This window comes from Heyndrickxia oleronia (assembly GCF_017809215.1).
GTDB classification, from domain to species: domain Bacteria; phylum Bacillota; class Bacilli; order Bacillales; family Bacillaceae_C; genus Heyndrickxia; species Heyndrickxia oleronia.
In genome coordinates this window covers 3,992,737-4,009,852 of sequence record NZ_CP065424.1, presented here as the reverse complement: position 1 = coordinate 4,009,852, position 17,116 = coordinate 3,992,737, and the positions used below count along the sequence as shown (strand labels likewise).

The window sequence follows — 17,116 nt, the reverse complement described above, 5'->3', positions numbered from 1 at the left end:
CCATTTATGGCAAGTATGTAGATGATTCGAAAGGAAAGGAGGGAACTGGCAAGATGGAAGTTGATATGAGTGTAGAAGAAGTATTACGCGAAATTCAGCAATTGCATATGAACGGGAATTCATTAGGTAAGAAAAGTATTAAAAAGTCCCACCCGCAATTAATGCGAAGTGCACTATATTATTTTCCAGATTGGGATAGTGCCATAGATAAATCTATTTCCTAAGAATCACTACATACTTGTAGGTTGTCTTATTCGTGTTATAAGACAACCTTTTTTTGTGCGAATCTTGCATAAGTTCGAGCGAATATTCCGGAATTCGTGCGAATCGAGGAGAGAAATGGGGATTCGCGCTAAACGTGGTCAGTTTCGTGCGAATCCGTCATAAGTTCGTGCGAATGATATAGGAATTCGTGCGAATCCGTCATAAGTTCGTGCGAATCATATCGGAATTCGTGCGAATGATTTCGGAATTCGTGCGAATCGAGCAAAGAAAAAGGGGATTCGCGCCAAACGTAGTCCGTTTCGTGCGAATCACCAAAATATCGTGCGAATGTCAGCCTAATTCGCGCGAATCACGAAAATGTATTGCTAACTCCACTTATATTAATTGCCTGTTTCCAGGAAAAGATGGAACTTTAGTCACACCACTAGAGTCTGGCTGTAGAATTTCATATTGATAATCATTAAATGTTTGCGAAATGACCTTTGCAATGGTTTCTCCTTTATTTTTTGGAACGAAGGAGATGATTGTAGGACCTGCTCCACTTAGGATGGTTCCGTAAACTCCGAGTTCATGACCTAATGCAGTAATTTTTGCTAGATCCGGAACGAGTGCGGCCCGGTAAGGTTGATGGAAAATATCTCTTTCCATCATTCGTCCGGCCAATTCCCAGTTGTTTTGAAAAATAGCAGCGATAAGAACATTACTAATGCTACTACCTTCGATTGCTTTACTGAAGGCAAGAGTTTCAGGGAGAACTGATCTTGCCTCTTTTGTTTTTAATTCGAATGAAGGAATCATTGCGATGATATCTATTTCTGGAGTAGGACCAATGATCGTTTCAGTTGATTCATTCGAGTGAGACGATACAGTCAATCCACCCCATAAAGAGGCTGTAGCATTATCCGGATGACCTTCGAAACTGCTTGCAAAATGACCTTTCTCTGTTCTACTTAATTCAAGCTCAAGAATATTGTCAGCTATTTCTATCCCGGCAACAATTGCTGCTGCGCTGCTTCCAAGTCCTCTTGCAAGTGGGATTTCACTTTGCATAGAGATGGTTAGTGGGGGCAGTTCTTTTTTGTAAAAATCACTGACATATTTCGCTGCATTATAAATAATATTTTCTTCGATGTCTGGTAATGGAACCTCATTATTTATAAAATGGATATCCCATTGGTCGGAAAGTTGGACACTCACATATAAATATCGATTAATCGCTAGCCCGATGGAATCAAAGCCTGGACCCAGGTTTGAGGTACTGCCTGGAACTTTTAAATAAAATGGTTCGTTCTTCATCGTGCCACCTGCTTTAGATGGTTAAGTAATTCATCCTTATTTGCTTTGAGTATCTCAGGTTGGATTCTTAATTGGTCCATCGCAGTAGCCGGATCCTTTAGTCCATTTCCTGTTAGGACAGCGACGATTTTACTACCTTTCTTAATTTCCCCTGATTCGATTTGTTTTTTTATTCCAGCAATTGAGGCACAAGATGCAGGTTCGGCAAAAATCCCTTCTAATCCTGCTAGTTCTCGATAGCTTTCTAGTATTTCTTCATCTGTAACACTATCAATTTTTCCGTTGGATTCATTGGCTGCTTCCACTGCTAGATTCCAGCTTGCCGGATTACCAATTCGAATCGCAGTCGCAATCGTTTCTGGATTTTCGATCACTTTATTTTGTACGATGGCTGCTGAGCCCTCAGCTTCAAATCCGCGCATTTCTGGAAGTGAGTAGCCCTTCTTTTTGTGAAATTCTTTAAAGCCTTTCCAATAGGCAGAGATGTTTCCGGCATTCCCTACAGGAATGGATAAAATGTCTGGTGCTTCACCTAATTGTTCGCAAATCTCGAATGCTGCTGTCTTTTGACCTTCAAGGCGAAACGGATTGACGGAGTTGACTAATGAATATTCGGAATGCTTGGAAGTATGTATCACCATTTCTAGAGCATGATCAAAATTTCCCTCAATTTCATAAATTTTTGCACCATACATAATGGATTGCGCCAATTTTCCAAGAGCAATTTTTCCTTTTGGAATAACAATTAAACAGTCAAGTCCAGCTCTTGTACTGTATGCAGCGGCCGCAGCAGCCGTATTTCCTGTAGAGGCACAAATGACTCCACGGCTGCCACTTTCCTTTGCTTTGGCAACGGCTAATACCATTCCGCGATCTTTAAAACTGCCTGTAGGATTCGCGCCTTCATACTTTACATAAATTTCTACCTGCCATTTCTCTGATAATACTTTTAATGGGATCAACGGTGTATTCCCTTCCATGAGACTTAGGCTTGGGGTATTTTCAGTGATAGGTAAATAGTCTTTATATTGATTAATGAGCCCTTGCCAATACATTTAATTCATCCCCTCTACGCGATAATTGCTTTTCACATCGATGACTACATCTAAATCTGCTAATAGTTGATAGATTTGTTCAAATCGTTGTTGATTGGTTGTGTGTGTGATAATGACGACCTCTGCTAATTTCTTAGATACAATTGGTTCCTGAATGACCTTCTGCAAGCTCATTTCTTGCTCGTTGAATAGACCTGTTATTTTAGACAATGCCCCTGGTTCGTCCTTTACATGAAGACGAAGGAAATATTGACTTTCAATGGAGTCAGCCGGCTTTAGCTTCTTTTCATTTTGAGGTAGGAAAATATGCTGACCATTGATTCCGTGTTTCATATTTTTGGCGACAGAGATTAGATCTGAAACAACTGCGATAGCCGTTGGTAGCTCCCCAGCACCAGGACCGTAAAACATGGTTTCTCCTACTGAATGACCATAAACATAGATCGCATTATACTCATTATCTACTGAAGCAAGTGGGTGATTAGTAGGTAATAATGTCGGAGCGACGCGGACATCAATCTCTCCATTGTCTAGCTCTGCAATCCCAACTAATTTAATGGTATACCCCAATTTTTTACTATAAAGAATATCTTCTTCAGCTACATGAGTAATTCCTTCAACGACAACATCATCTAAAGTGACAGGGATTGAGTAGGCTAAATGACTTAAAATGACCATTTTTCTTGCTGCATCCAAGCCCTCTACATCTGAGGAAGGATCACTTTCGGCAAAACCAAGCGATTGTGCCTCCTGCAAGACTTCTTCATAGCTTACCGAATGATGACTCATTTTACTTAAAATATAATTAGTTGTTCCATTTACAATCCCGATTAATTTTTTTATTCGATCTGCTGCAAGACCATCTGTTAGCCCTCTTAAGATCGGAATACCACCACCAACGCTTGCTTCATAATACAGATCACAGCCCTGATTTGCAGCAGCTTGTAGTAATTCACTACCATGTAGGGCCATTAAGTCCTTATTAGCGGTGATGACGTGTTTTTTATTTTTTAAAGCAGTATGGATATGTTTTCTCGATTCTTCAATTCCACCCATGACTTCTATCACTATATCAATCTCGGGATTATCTACTATATCACTCGGTTCAGTTGTTAATAATTGATTATATTGATCGATTTTTCGAATTTTATCTGGATCTTTTACAAGGATTTTATTTATTAGAATTTGTGTGCCTGTTTGCTGCCTAAATTTTTCTTGCTCATTTGTTAGTAGGTGCACGACACCGGTTCCGACTGTTCCAAATCCTAATAATCCAACTGATAGTTTATCCAAATCCTCCACTCCATTCTTGTTAGCTTTCTTTTGGAAATTTCAATTAATCCATTTTAGAAAAACATTTGTATTTGTATAACGGACATTATAATCCTTTTTCAGGTCTTTACTCAAGCCTATTTTAAAAATTTATCTATTTTTCTTATAAATATCATTTCGTTTTTTAAACTCTAGAATATTTACAAAAAATTTATAAAAGGAGGAAAGTGATAGTGATAGGTATGTAAGCGTTTACCAATTGACAGTTAAATCTAAATAGTCAAAAAACTTTCTGAAAAGGGGTTGACCGGTATATTTTAAAGTCGTATGATTGTCAACAATTAAATCATTTTTCTAAAGATTCATAATTGAAAGGGTTGAGTTGGCTTGGCAGACCAGTGGATTTTTTTAAATGACCGTTTTGTAAAAAAAGAGGAGGCAGTTGTCTCTGTTTATGATCATGGTTTCCTATATGGTGATGGTGTGTTCGAAGGGATTCGAATGTATAGTGGGAATGTTTTTCGCTTAGACGATCATATAAAACGGTTATACGAATCAGCACACTCAATCACTCTAAAAATTCCTTATGATCAGGAAGAATTAAAACAACTGATTATTGAAACATTGCGAAAAAATAAGTTTCAAGATGCTTATATCCGTGTAGTTATTTCAAGGGGAGTGGGTGACTTAGGTTTAAGCCCTTTTACTTGTAAGCATCCAGGAGTCATTATTATAGCGGAACCACTAGCACTATTTCCAAAAGAGTTATATGAAAGTGGTATTGAAGTTGTCTCCGTCGCTAGTCGACGCAACCGTTCAGATGTTTTAGATCCTAAGGTGAAATCTTTGAATTACTTAAATAATATATTAGTGAAAATTGAAGCTAGCTTAGCGGGTGCAAGTGAAGCATTGATGATGAATGACCAAGGTTATGTTGCTGAGGGCTCAGGAGATAATATCTTCATTGTAAAAGACAATGTCATTAAAACACCGCCAGGATATGTTGGGACTCTCGAAGGGATTACGAGAAACGTCATCATTGAACTTGCTAAACAACTAGGATTTGAAATTCGTGAAGATGTATTTACAAGGCATGATGTTTATATAGCTGATGAAGTGTTTTTAACGGGAACAGCTGCTGAAGTCATTGCTGTCGTAAAAGTAGATGGCAGAAACATTGCTGACGGCAAGCCTGGTCCGGTAACGAACAAATTACTTGAGGCTTTTAGAAATGTAGTTACCGTCGATGGAACTAAGGTGTATGAAACGGATCAGATTCAAGTTAGTTAATGGAAAGGGGTTGAGGTGAAGCACAATGCGAAGTGACATGATAAAAAAGGGAATAGATCGTGCTCCCCACCGAAGCTTGCTATATGCAGCTGGGGTAAAAACGAAGGACTTACATAAGCCATTTATCGGTGTGTGTAATTCCTATGTGGATATTATTCCTGGACATAAGCATTTAAATAAGTTTGCAGAGGTCGTAAAGGAAGCGATTTGGGAAGCAGGTGGTGTTCCTTTCGAATTCAATACCATCGGTGTCGATGATGGAATTGCGATGGGACATATCGGAATGAGATATTCACTTCCAAGTCGAGAGCTAATTGCTGATAGTGCAGAAACTGTAATCAATGCCCATTGGTTCGATGGTGTTTTCTACATCCCTAACTGTGACAAAATAACGCCAGGAATGTTAATGGCTGCAGCGAGAACGAATATTCCTTCCGTATTTGTATCCGGAGGTCCAATGGAAGCAGGAAAAACTGCTGATGGAAAAAACCTTTCTCTTACTTCGGTTTTTGAAGGGGTAGGAGCATATAAATCAGGAAAAATAGATGAAGAAGAATTACTTGAGCTTGAAACGAGTGCTTGTCCAACTTGTGGTTCATGCTCGGGAATGTTTACAGCAAACTCAATGAACTCACTAATGGAAATTCTGGGGCTAACCCCTCCGGGAAATGCAACGATTGTTGCAACCTCGAATGAGAGACACAGAATCATTCGTGAAGCTGTGGGTCATTTAATGAATTGTATTGAAAAGGATATAAAGCCGCGTGACATTATTACGAAAGAGGCAATTGATGATGCCTTTGCACTAGATATGGCAATGGGAGGATCAACCAATACGGTATTACATACATTGGCGATTGCCCATGAAGCAGGGATTGAATACGATTTAGATCAAATTAATGAGGTAGCAAAACGAGTACCTTATTTAGCAAAAATCAGTCCCGCCTCAGATTATTCGATGCAAGATGTACATCGTGCAGGTGGCATTAGTGCCATTATCAATGAGCTTTGCAAAATCGATGGAGCCATTCATCGCTCAAGAATAACCATTACAGGTAAGAGTACTTACGAAAACGTCAAGGATGCAGTCATACACGATCAAGATGTGATTCGTACGATTGAAAATGCGTATAGTCCAGTTGGCGGTCTTTCCATTTTAAAAGGAAATCTCGCTCCAGATGGAGGAGTAATCAAAGTAGGTGCCGTCGATCCATCTATAAAAACCTTCCTCGGTGAGGCGATTGTATTCGAATCACAGGAGGAAGCACAGGAAGGAATCGATAATGGATTAGTTCGTGAAGGGCATGTCGTGGTTATTAGATATGAAGGACCAAAGGGTGGTCCGGGGATGCCTGAGATGCTAGCACCAACCTCATCGATAGCTGGAAGAGGATTATCGACCAGTGTCGCATTAATTACAGATGGAAGATTTTCTGGTGCGACAAGGGGGATATCAGTCGGCCATATTTCACCAGAGGCGGCTGAAGGTGGTCCGATTGCTTTCATCAAAAATGGGGATCAAATATTAATCGATTTAATCAATCGAAAGATAGAAGTTATGTTAACAGATGCAGAGCTTGAACGAAGAAGATTAAACTGGGATCCTCCAGAACCAAAGATTACTACTGGTTATTTAGCAAGATATGCAGCATTAGTAACATCTGCAAACACTGGAGGAGTATTGAAAATAAAATCACCGCAAAAAACGTTGACGAGGACAAATGGTTAAGACCAGATACTTACAGAGAGTCGGGATCGCTGAAAACCGATAGTATCCCTTACCATTACTCACCTCTAAGTGCTAATCTGAACGGTTACAAGTAGGAATAGCCGAGTGTTTACTTTAACACTCGTTATCAAAAGCAACGCTAGTAAAAAGGGAAAAAGGATTTTAGTCAAACTACTAACCTTTCACTTTATCAAACTAGTCGCTGTAAAAGGTGTTATTCGTAAGGATAACATAAAGTTGGGTGGTACCATGGAAAGAAGTCTTTTCATCCCTTCATAATTGGTAGATTTTTTTATGCCATATTTTTGAGGATGAATGGGCTTTTTTTGTTAGATTCTTTTCTTGCAAGTTTGCTATCCAAGTTTTGTTAAACAAATGAAAGTAAATTAGGAGGGAAAAAGGTGCAGGCTAAAGCGTTTTCGGATGATCAATTGGTGATGGAGGAAATTAACGGAGCAGACTTACTCATTCAATTAATCATCAATGAAGGAGTAGACGTGTTATTTGGTTACCCAGGTGGAGCAGTTCTAACAATCTATGATGCCTTATATGGAAAAAGCATTAAACATATTCTATCGCGACATGAGCAAGGATCGATTCATGCAGCGGAAGGATATGCACGTGTGACAGGAAAACCTGGCGTCGTCATTGCAACTTCAGGACCAGGTGCAACAAATTTAGTAACCGGTATTACTGACGCCATGATGGATTCTTTGCCTCTGGTCGTCTTTACAGGACAGGTAGCAAGTACAGTGATTGGGTCTGATGCCTTTCAAGAGGCAGATGTGATAGGAATAACAACACCGATTACGAAACATAACTATCAAGTCCGCGATATAAAGGATCTTCCAAGAATCGTGAAGGAAGCTTTCCATATCGCATCGACAGGGAGGCCTGGACCAGTAGTCATTGATATTCCAAAGGATATTTGTTCACAAAAAATCAAGCTATCAGCCGAGGTTGAACTGCAATTACCAGGCTATCAACCGAATTACAGTCCCAACGTCTTACAAATAAAGAAGTTAGTAGAGGCACTGGCTAAGGCGAAAAAACCGGTTATTTTAGCCGGAGCCGGTATATTGCATTCTGGTGCAACTGAATTACTATTCGAATTTGCAACTAATAACCAAATACCAGTCACTAATACGTTACTAGGCTTAGGCAGCTTTCCTGCTGATCATCCTTTATTTTTAGGAATGGCAGGGATGCATGGAACATATGCAGCCAATATGGCACTGTATGAAACGGATTTACTTATTAATATCGGTGCACGGTTTGATGATCGATTAACTGGAAAATTAGAGCACTTTGCACCACATGCGATGATTGCCCACATTGATATTGATGCAGCTGAAATTGGTAAAAATGTCGAAACGCATATTCCAATTGTCGCAGATGCGAAGGAAGCATTAGTAAAGCTATTGGAAGAAGACATACCTCAATTAGCAATCGAGCAATGGAACGAGAAGCTAACCCAAAATAAAGAGCAATTCCCTTTATGGTATAGCGAGAGTGGAGAGGAAATGTCTCCGCAACGATTAATCGAGCTCGTCCATCAATATACAGAGGGAAATGCAATTATTACCACCGATGTTGGTCAGCATCAAATGTGGGCGGCACAATATTATCATTTTTCTAAGCCAAATCGTTGGGTCACTTCGGGTGGCCTAGGAACAATGGGCTTTGGGTTTCCAGCAGCAATTGGTGCACAATTAGCAAATCTAGACCAAACCGTTGTTGCAATTGTTGGTGATGGAGGTTTCCAAATGACTCTACAGGAATTGGCCGTAGTGAAGGAACATCATTTGCCGATAAAAGTGGTGATTGTCAATAATTACTCACTTGGAATGGTAAGACAATGGCAGGAAACCTTTTATGAAGAGCGTTATTCCTATTCAAAGATTCCCGTACAACCAGATTTTATTAAACTGGCAGAAAGCTATGGCATTAAAGGAGTACGTGTAACGAATGAAGAGGAGGCTGCAAGGGTATTCGCTGAATGCTTAACAGATGATTCACCAGTTGTCATTGACTGCCGTGTAAAACAGGAAGAAAATGTGTATCCAATGATCGCTCCTGGTAAAGGATTACATGAAATGATCGGGGTGAAACCATGAAAAGGGTAGTAACTGCAACAGTGTTAAACCAAAGCGGTGTGCTAAATCGTGTGACAGGAGTGTTATCAAAACGGCAATTCAATATTGATAGCATCACCGTTGGTCGAACAGAGAATGAAGGAATCTCAAGAATGACCATTGTTGTAAATGTAGAAGATGAGAAGCAGGTTGAGCAGCTAACAAAACAATTAAATAAATTAATCGATGTATTGAAGGTTGCAGATATTACTGATCAAGCCATTGTCGCTAGAGAACTTGCCTTAATCAAAGTACTAAGCACCCCTCAAACAAGAAGTGAAATTGGCGGTATCGTCGAACCCTTTAGAGCATCGATTATTGATGTTAGCAGGGAAAGCATTACCATCCAGGTGACTGGTGATACAGAAAAAATCGAAGCATTAATTGATCTATTAAGACCTTATGGAATTAAGGAAATGGTTCGCACTGGTTTAACGGCCTTCTTAAGAGGATCGCAAAAGCCAGTAACTGAATTAACTTCCTATTCCCTATTAAAATAATTAACGATTAAAGGAGAAGATGAAAAATGGCAAAAGTATATTATGATTCAGATATTCAAGATGAGGTTTTAAGAAATAAAAAAATCGCGATCATTGGTTACGGCTCACAAGGTCATGCCCATGCACAAAACCTACGTGAAAGTGGATTTGATGTGGTAGTAGGTTTACGTAAAGGGAAATCGTGGGAGCAAGCTGAACAAGATGGTTTTGCAGTGAAATCTGTAAAAGAAGCAAGTGAAGAAGCCGATGTTATTATGGTTCTTTTACCAGATGAAAGACAAACTCAAGTATATAAAGAAGAAATTGAACCCGTACTATATCCGGGCAAAGCAATTGCTTTTGCGCATGGCTTTAATGTTCATTTTAATCAAATCGTTCCACCAGAAAATGTAGATGTGTTCTTAGTAGCACCAAAAGGACCTGGACATTTAGTACGTAGAACATATGTTGAGGGTGCAGGGGTTCCAGCTCTTATCGGAATTTATCAAGACGTAACTGGCGAAGCAAAAGACGTGGCACTTGCTTATTCCAAAGGAATCGGTGGTTCTCGAGCAGGGGTACTCGAAACGACGTTTAAGGAAGAAACTGAAACAGATTTGTTTGGTGAGCAGGCAGTCCTTTGCGGTGGATTAACTTCACTTATTAAAGCAGGATTTGAAACATTGACAGAAGCAGGATACCAGCCTGAGGTTGCATATTTCGAATGTCTTCATGAAATGAAATTGATTGTTGATTTGGTTTATGAAGGAGGACTAAAAGGAATGCGCTATTCGATTTCAGATACAGCACAATGGGGTGACTTTGTTTCTGGACCAAGAGTAGTGAATGAAGATACGAAAAAACGGATGGGAGAATTGTTAAAGGAAATTCAATCTGGTCAATTTGCTAAAGGTTGGGTATTAGAAAATCAAGCGAATCGTCCTGTATTTAATGCGATTAATGCCAGTGAAAATCAGCATCCTATTGAAGTAGTTGGCGAGGAATTACGAAAGCTCATGCCATTTGTTAAGAAGGAGAAGAAGGAAGAGGAAGTGGCAGCATATGCAAAAAATTAATATTTTTGATACGACCCTTCGAGATGGCGAACAGTCTGCAGGAGTGAACTTAAATGCGATAGAAAAGCTTGAAATTGCCAAACAGCTCGAACGACTTGGAGTAGATATTATGGAGGCGGGATTTCCCGCTTCCTCCCAAGGAGATTTTTTAGCAGTACAATCAATCGCAAGATCGATCCGTAATAGTTCAATCACTGGTTTAGCAAGAGCGAATAAGCGGGATATTGATATTGCTTGGGATGCATTAAAGGATTCTGAGGAGCCGAGAATTCACATTTTTCTTGCAACTTCCCCGATTCATATGACCTATAAATTAAGAAAAACCCCTGATGAAGTATTGGAGTCAGCAGTTGAGGCTGTAAAATACGCCAAACAAAGATTTTCCCATGTACAATGGTCTGCTGAGGATGCAAGTCGGTCAGATAAATGGTTTCTAGTAAAAATTATTAGTGAAGTCATTCAAGCAGGTGCAACGGTTATTAATCTACCAGATACAGTCGGCTATAGTACACCGAAAGAGTATGGCGAGCTTTTCTCGTTTATTCGGGAAAATGTTCCTTCTATTGATAAGGTGATTCTGTCAGCGCATTGTCATGATGATTTAGGGATGGCAACCGCAAATTCACTGGCTGCTATTGAAAATGGTGTACGACAAATTGAAGGCACGATTAATGGTATTGGTGAAAGAGCAGGAAATGCTGCATTAGAGGAAATAGCGGTAGCTCTTCATATTCGTCAAGATTATTACCAGGCAAAAACAGGATTAAAGCTAGATGAAATCAAACATACGAGTCAGCTAATTAGTAAATTAACCGGAATGGTCGTTCCAGGAAATAAAGCAGTTGTTGGTGCAAATGCATTTGCTCATGAATCAGGAATTCATCAAGACGGTGTGTTAAAGGAAGCATCTACCTATGAAATTATTACTCCTGAACTCATTGGAGTCGCATCGAATAACTTAGTTCTCGGAAAGCATTCTGGAAGACATGCATTTAAACAAAAAGCCTTGGAATTAGGATTTGAGCTGACACCGGAAAAGCTGAAAGATGCGTTTGATTCATTTAAAGCATTAACGGATCGAAAGAAAGAAGTGACCGAGGATGACCTCTTTGCGATACTTACGGATAAACAGACTGAACAAATTGATGTGAAAACCTATGAGCTACAAAGTGTTCAGGTGCAATATGGTACAAATAATATCCCAACAGCTACCGTAGTTGTGAAGTCTCCAAATGGTACTGTCCTAGAAGAGGCAGGAACCGGTGCAGGTAGTGTGGAGGCAATCTATAATACATTATCACGAATGATTGATGGTCCGGTTGAATTAAAAGATTATAAGCTCCATTCGCTTGGTTCTGGAAGAGATGCATTAGCCGATGCCTTTGTTAAGGTCCAGTATAGTGGAGTTGAATCCGGTGGAAGAGGCTCGGCACAGGATGTCTTAGAGGCATCAGCAAAGGCCTATTTAAATGCGATTAATCGAGTCATTGTTCATGAAGAGTATAAAAAGGAAAAACTACAAGTTTAGATGATAACTCCAAACTATTAAACTTTTACAAAAATCAAAGGAGGCAAGGTTTATGAATAAAAGAATCGCAGTTTTACCTGGTGATGGAATTGGCCCTGAGGTGATGAATGGTGCTGTTCGAGTTCTTCAAGCCATATCTGATTGTTTCGATCATGAGTTTAGTTTCGAGGAAGGTTTAATAGGTGGTGCAGCGATCGATGATTGCGGCCAGCCCCTTCCAGAATCTACTTTAGCCTTATGTAGGGAGAGTGATGCGATTCTTTTAGGAGCGGTTGGTGGACCCAAATGGGATTCCACTTCACATGCTGTTAGACCAGAGCAAGGATTGCTTGGACTGAGAAAGGAATTAGGTCTTTTTGCAAACCTACGTCCGGTTACAGCATATGAACCGCTCATCCATGCCTCCACATTGAAAAAGGAAGTTATTGAAAACGTAGATCTATTAATTGTTAGAGAGCTAACAGGTGGACTTTATTTTGGAAAACCAAGTGAAAGACGTGGAGAAAACAAAGAATTAGTGGTTGATACATTGGTTTATAACGTTTATGAGATTGAAAGAGTGGTAGAAAAAGCATTTCAATTAGCACAAAAGCGGAGAGGAATACTAACATCCGTCGATAAAGCGAATGTACTGGAATCGAGTCGAATGTGGCGTGAAGTGGTTAATCGCATCGCTAAAAAATACCCAGATGTAACGGTCAACCATATGTTAGTAGATTCGGCGTCTATGCAACTTATTTATCGTCCGGAACAGTTTGATGTAATCGTTACAGAAAATTTATTCGGAGATATTTTAAGTGATGAGGCCTCTATGATTACTGGTTCACTAGGGATGCTACCTTCGGCAAGTTTACGAAGTGATTTAGTCGGATTATATGAACCTGTTCATGGGTCTGCTCCTGATATCGCAGGGGAAAATTTAGCCAATCCGTTAGGCATGATCTTATCGACAGCCTTAATGCTTAAATTTTCATTTGGCCTAGATAAGGAAGCGCATATTATTGAGGAAGCAGTCATGAAAGTATTGAATGAAGGATATCACACAGGTGATTTAAATCTACAACATGGAAAACAGGTTGGGACAACAGAAATGGTTCAAAAAGTCATTGATGCTATTAATGAAAATCAAGCAATCTCAGGTATTTTGACTACCTATATTTGTGGTTAGGGGGGGATTTGATGCATCCGAAAACAATTATCGAAAAAATATGGGAACAGCATTTGATACATCAGGAGGAAGGAAAACCAGATTTACTTTATATTGATTTGCATTTAGTACATGAAGTAACATCTCCACAAGCATTTGAGGGACTACGACTCAATCAGCGAACGGTCAGACGACCGGATCTAACCTTTGCAACAGTTGATCATAATGTATCTACTACGAAGCTGCGTGTCTCCAATGATCCCATTGCCAAAAAACAAATGAGCACATTGGAGAAAAATTGTGAGGAATTTAAGATCCCGTTAGCTGGCATTGATCACCCAGATCAAGGGATTGTTCATGTGATTGGTCCTGAACTAGGTTTAACCACTCCTGGAAAAACAATTGTATGTGGCGATAGTCATACTTCTACACATGGCGCATTTGGTGCCATCGCTTTTGGAATCGGCACAAGTGAAGTGGAACATGTTCTTGCTACTCAGACTCTATGGCAAAGGCGACCGAAAACATTACAAATTAAAGTAAATGGCAAGCTAGGTCTTGGTGTGACAGCGAAAGATTTAATTTTAGCGATCATAGGTAAATTCGGCATCGATGTTGGCACCGGATATATTGCGGAATATACAGGTGAAGCCATACGGAATATGTCAATGGAGGAGCGGATGACAGTCTGTAATATGTCCATTGAAGCTGGAGCAAGAGCAGGTTTAATCAGTCCAGATGAAACAACCATTTCTTATTTAAATGGTAGAAAGTATGCACCGAAGGGAACAGAATTTGAAAAAGCAGCTGAATATTGGTTAAGTCTAGCCACAGATGAAGGTGCTGAATATGACCGCACAATTGAAATTGATGCAAATGAAATTGCGCCACAAGTGACATGGGGGACCAATCCATCCATGTGCTTATCTGTAAATGATTTACTACCATCAACTGACAACATCACAGATAAAAGTGAGAAGGAATCGGTCGAAAAGGCCCTTCAATATATGGGACTTACCGGTGGTACACCTATAGAAGAGATTGAAATTCAACATGTCTTTATTGGCTCATGTACGAACTCTCGTCTGAGTGATTTACGTCATGCGGCTGAAGTGATTAAGGGGCATCATGTGCATGAGAATGTAAGAGCATTAGTTGTACCAGGATCACAAACGGTTAAAGCACTTGCTGAGGCGGAAGGCTTGGATAAAATCTTTATCGAAGCAGGCTTTGAATGGCGGGAATCGGGCTGTAGCATGTGTTTAGCAATGAATGATGATGTTGTGCCTCCAGGGGAAAGATGTGCATCCACTTCCAATCGGAATTTTGAAGGACGACAAGGAAATGGATCAAGAACACATCTTGTAAGCCCAGCTATGGCCGCAGCAGCCGCGATTCATGGACGATTTGTTGATGTGAGAAAAATGGAAAAGGTCTATCAATAGGAGGTGAATATTTGTGCAGCCATTTCAAACATTTCAAGGATTAGTTGTACCACTCGATCGAACGAATGTCGATACAGATCAAATTATCCCAAAACAATTTCTTAAACGCATTGAAAGACAAGGCTTTGGAGAATGTCTCTTTTACCATTGGCGTTTTAATGAAAATGGCGAGGAAATAAAAGAGTTTCCTCTGAATCTAGCAAAATATAAAGGTGCGCAAATACTTGTAGCTGGACCGAATTTTGGCTGTGGATCATCCCGCGAGCATGCTCCATGGGCCCTTCAGGATTACGGGTTTAAGGTCATTATTGCTCCAAGCTTTGCTGATATTTTTTATAATAATTGTTTAAAAAATGGTCTTTTACCTATTCAATTAGATCTTGAAACGGTCAAGTCATTAATAGACAAAGCGAATGTGGCAACAATAGAATTAACGGTTGATTTAGAAAATGAACGACTAACCTATGATGATCAGGTCATCTATTTTGAAATGGATCCATATCAGAAGGAAACACTTTTAAAAGGCTTGGATGATATTGCAATCACGATGATGCTTGAAGACAAAATTGCAAGCTATGAGGAAAAATGTAAAGGAATTAGCTAATAATTGAATCACTGCAACCGCAGTGATTTTTTGTGGATGGATATAATATACTATGGTTCTGTGATACACTAAAATAAGAAAGTGCAAGCTCCTAGATCTTCCTAACAACCAGGAGGAAACGACCATTGCTAGCTGGTTATTAATTTGAAGAGCTAGAGCTTGGAGCTGGATTTTATACGTTTACCTTAAATAAAGGGGGATGAGTATGATTCGAACTATATTATTTGATGTTGATGGTGTTTTACTAAGTGAAGAACGATATTTCGATGCGTCCGCATTAACTGTTTGGGAGCTTTTACATAGTAAAAATTATTTAGGATTAGAATCAAATCAATTTAAGATTGTATTAAACGATGAAGAAATAACAAGCATTAGGAATACTGTTTTCCAAAATGACCAGGTGCTTAAGTTTTTTAAGTCAAAAGGATTAAATGCAAATTGGGATATGATTTATTTAACCTTTAGCTTTCAACTAATTCATCTTTTAGAGCAAGTGGTGGGTGAAGAAAAAGAGAATATCTCCAAGTGGTTAACTTCAGAAATTGATCGTAGCGTATTACTTGAAATACAAGAAAGCTTAGCTCAGTATAAAGCAACGATTAATTATGACGAATTTATTAGCGAGTTTCAAAATGCAAAGGCAAATAGCAAGGAAGATTTATTTGACTATTTAAATGTATTGGTTGAACAGAAATTTGGAATCAAGACCAATTTATTTAGTGAAAAGAATCATCTTTGGTCGGTTTGTGAGCATGTATCACAAGAATGGTATGTTGGGGACGAAAATGTACTTTCCTCAACAGGGAGACCATCTGTTCAGTTAGGGAAGAAGGGTTTTCTTTCTGACGAAAAGACATTAGCAAAGCCTGAGCATATTGGGCAGCTTTTTCAGGAGTTGACTGATGCTGGCTTGCAAATTGGGATTGGAACAGGAAGACCGGATCTTGAAACCATTAAGCCTTTCGAGTATTTGAACTGGCTAAACTATTTTGATCGAAATCATATCGTCACAGCCGATGAAGTTCTTGAAGCAGAGAAACAGCATCCAAGCTATGCCCCTTTATCTAAGCCGAATCCATATACATTTATCCAAGCAGAGAAGGGGAAACAAACTCCGATTGCATCGTGCTTAAAGATCGATCTTCCATTAGAAAATGGGGATCAAATATTAGTGGTCGGTGATTCCTTAGCCGATCTGTTAGCGGCAAGAGACATGGGCAGCCGCTTCGCAGCGGTACTAACAGGATTATCTGGGAAGGAAGCAAGAAAGGAATTTGAAGAACATCAAGCCGAATTTATTCTCGACTCCGTGTTGGATGTAAAGGAAATTGTTTTGGAAAATGTTCGTAAGGGATAAATATTTCCTGTTTAAATGGAGCTGTTCATAAAATTGAACAGCTCCTTCATTTATACTTATAGCCACTCTAATAGTTCAATTCGATTACCAAAAGGGTCATTCACATAGATGCGATTCGCCCCAGGTAGTTGAGTATCTACGGTGAATTTAATTGAGTGCTTAGTTAAATGCTGTTTTAGCTCCTCAAGATTTTCTATCTCAAATGCAGGATGTGCTTTTTTAGCAGGGGAAAAAGGGTCTTCGATGCCGATATGTATTTGATAATGATCAAATCCAAACCATACACCCCCACGTTTTTTTAATTCCTCGGGCTTTTCAATTTCTTGAAGTCCTAGTATTCTCCCAAAAAATTCTCTTGCTTCCTGCTCACTGCCTTTCGGTGCAGCTAGTTGTACATGGTCAATTGTTTTATATGCAAAAGTCATATTAAAACCCCCTTCGTTACCCTCATTGTAATTGAAGTAGAGTAATAAGAAAA

Annotated in this window: 15 protein-coding genes; 11 read left to right on the top strand and 4 right to left on the bottom strand. The window is 39.4% G+C overall.

Annotated features, from left to right (window positions below; all coding sequences use genetic code 11):
* The first annotated feature begins 53 nt into the window (after window positions 1–53).
* A complete protein-coding gene (locus I5818_RS19985) occupies window positions 54–224 on the top strand; it encodes a hypothetical protein (RefSeq protein ID WP_169846886.1) in 171 nt (56 codons plus the stop codon).
* Window positions 225–600: 376 nt separating this feature from the next.
* Here the strand turns inward: I5818_RS19985 and thrB are convergent, their stop codons facing one another.
* Genes thrB through I5818_RS19970 form a run of 3 tightly spaced genes read right to left on the bottom strand, consistent with a single transcriptional unit; the run spans window position 601 to window position 3,869 of the window.
* Window positions 601–1,521 (bottom strand): homoserine kinase, encoded by a 921-nt coding sequence (gene thrB / locus I5818_RS19980; protein ID WP_078109913.1) that lies wholly within the window; start codon window positions 1,519–1,521, stop codon window positions 601–603.
* The gene (gene thrC, locus I5818_RS19975) at window positions 1,518–2,576 is read right to left on the bottom strand and encodes a threonine synthase (RefSeq protein ID WP_058005705.1); all 1,059 of its coding nucleotides are present in this window, start codon (window positions 2,574–2,576) and stop codon (window positions 1,518–1,520) included. Before thrC ends, thrB begins: the two co-directional genes overlap by 4 nt.
* Window positions 2,577–3,869, bottom strand: coding sequence for a homoserine dehydrogenase (locus I5818_RS19970; protein WP_058005704.1), 1,293 nt, complete (start codon window positions 3,867–3,869; stop codon window positions 2,577–2,579). It lies immediately after the preceding gene.
* A gap of 366 nt (window positions 3,870–4,235) precedes the next feature.
* On the opposite strand from I5818_RS19970, the gene ilvE reads away from it, so the two are divergent.
* From ilvE to I5818_RS19920, 10 genes are all read left to right on the top strand, one after another.
* Window positions 4,236–5,138 carry a branched-chain-amino-acid transaminase gene (gene ilvE, locus I5818_RS19965; RefSeq protein ID WP_078109946.1) on the top strand — a complete coding sequence of 301 codons (903 nt, stop codon included), beginning with the start codon at window positions 4,236–4,238 and terminating at the stop codon, window positions 5,136–5,138.
* 25 nt (window positions 5,139–5,163) lie between these two features.
* Window positions 5,164–6,867, top strand: coding sequence for a dihydroxy-acid dehydratase (ilvD, locus tag I5818_RS19960; RefSeq protein ID WP_078109947.1), 1,704 nt, complete (start codon window positions 5,164–5,166; stop codon window positions 6,865–6,867).
* A gap of 401 nt (window positions 6,868–7,268) precedes the next feature.
* Window positions 7,269–8,984, top strand: a complete 1,716-nt coding sequence (ilvB, locus tag I5818_RS19955; RefSeq protein ID WP_390883476.1) for an acetolactate synthase large subunit — start codon at window positions 7,269–7,271, stop codon at window positions 8,982–8,984.
* Window positions 8,981–9,502 carry an acetolactate synthase small subunit gene (gene ilvN / locus I5818_RS19950; protein WP_071977632.1) on the top strand — a complete coding sequence of 174 codons (522 nt, stop codon included), beginning with the start codon at window positions 8,981–8,983 and terminating at the stop codon, window positions 9,500–9,502. Before ilvB ends, ilvN begins: the two co-directional genes overlap by 4 nt.
* Before the next feature lie 26 nt (window positions 9,503–9,528).
* Window positions 9,529–10,557 (top strand): ketol-acid reductoisomerase, encoded by a 1,029-nt coding sequence (ilvC, locus tag I5818_RS19945; RefSeq protein ID WP_078109948.1) that lies wholly within the window; start codon window positions 9,529–9,531, stop codon window positions 10,555–10,557.
* Window positions 10,544–12,085 carry a 2-isopropylmalate synthase gene (locus I5818_RS19940; protein ID WP_078109949.1) on the top strand — a complete coding sequence of 514 codons (1,542 nt, stop codon included), beginning with the start codon at window positions 10,544–10,546 and terminating at the stop codon, window positions 12,083–12,085. Before ilvC ends, I5818_RS19940 begins: the two co-directional genes overlap by 14 nt.
* A 52-nt stretch (window positions 12,086–12,137) precedes the next feature.
* Window positions 12,138–13,253 carry a 3-isopropylmalate dehydrogenase gene (gene leuB / locus I5818_RS19935; protein ID WP_071977634.1) on the top strand — a complete coding sequence of 372 codons (1,116 nt, stop codon included), beginning with the start codon at window positions 12,138–12,140 and terminating at the stop codon, window positions 13,251–13,253.
* Window positions 13,254–13,264: 11 nt separating this feature from the next.
* Window positions 13,265–14,677: a 3-isopropylmalate dehydratase large subunit gene (leuC, locus tag I5818_RS19930; protein WP_078109950.1), complete on the top strand. Its 1,413-nt coding sequence runs from the start codon at window positions 13,265–13,267 to the stop codon at window positions 14,675–14,677.
* A gap of 13 nt (window positions 14,678–14,690) precedes the next feature.
* Window positions 14,691–15,281 carry a 3-isopropylmalate dehydratase small subunit gene (gene leuD, locus I5818_RS19925; protein ID WP_078109951.1) on the top strand — a complete coding sequence of 197 codons (591 nt, stop codon included), beginning with the start codon at window positions 14,691–14,693 and terminating at the stop codon, window positions 15,279–15,281.
* 205 nt (window positions 15,282–15,486) lie between these two features.
* Entirely contained in the window at window positions 15,487–16,638 is a 1,152-nt protein-coding gene (locus I5818_RS19920; RefSeq protein WP_078109952.1) for an HAD family hydrolase, read from the top strand.
* A 56-nt stretch (window positions 16,639–16,694) separates the two neighbouring features.
* On the opposite strand, the gene I5818_RS19915 is transcribed toward I5818_RS19920, so the two are convergent.
* The gene (locus tag I5818_RS19915; protein WP_078109953.1) at window positions 16,695–17,063 is read right to left on the bottom strand and encodes a VOC family protein; all 369 of its coding nucleotides are present in this window, start codon (window positions 17,061–17,063) and stop codon (window positions 16,695–16,697) included.
* Window positions 17,064–17,116 lie beyond the last annotated feature (53 nt).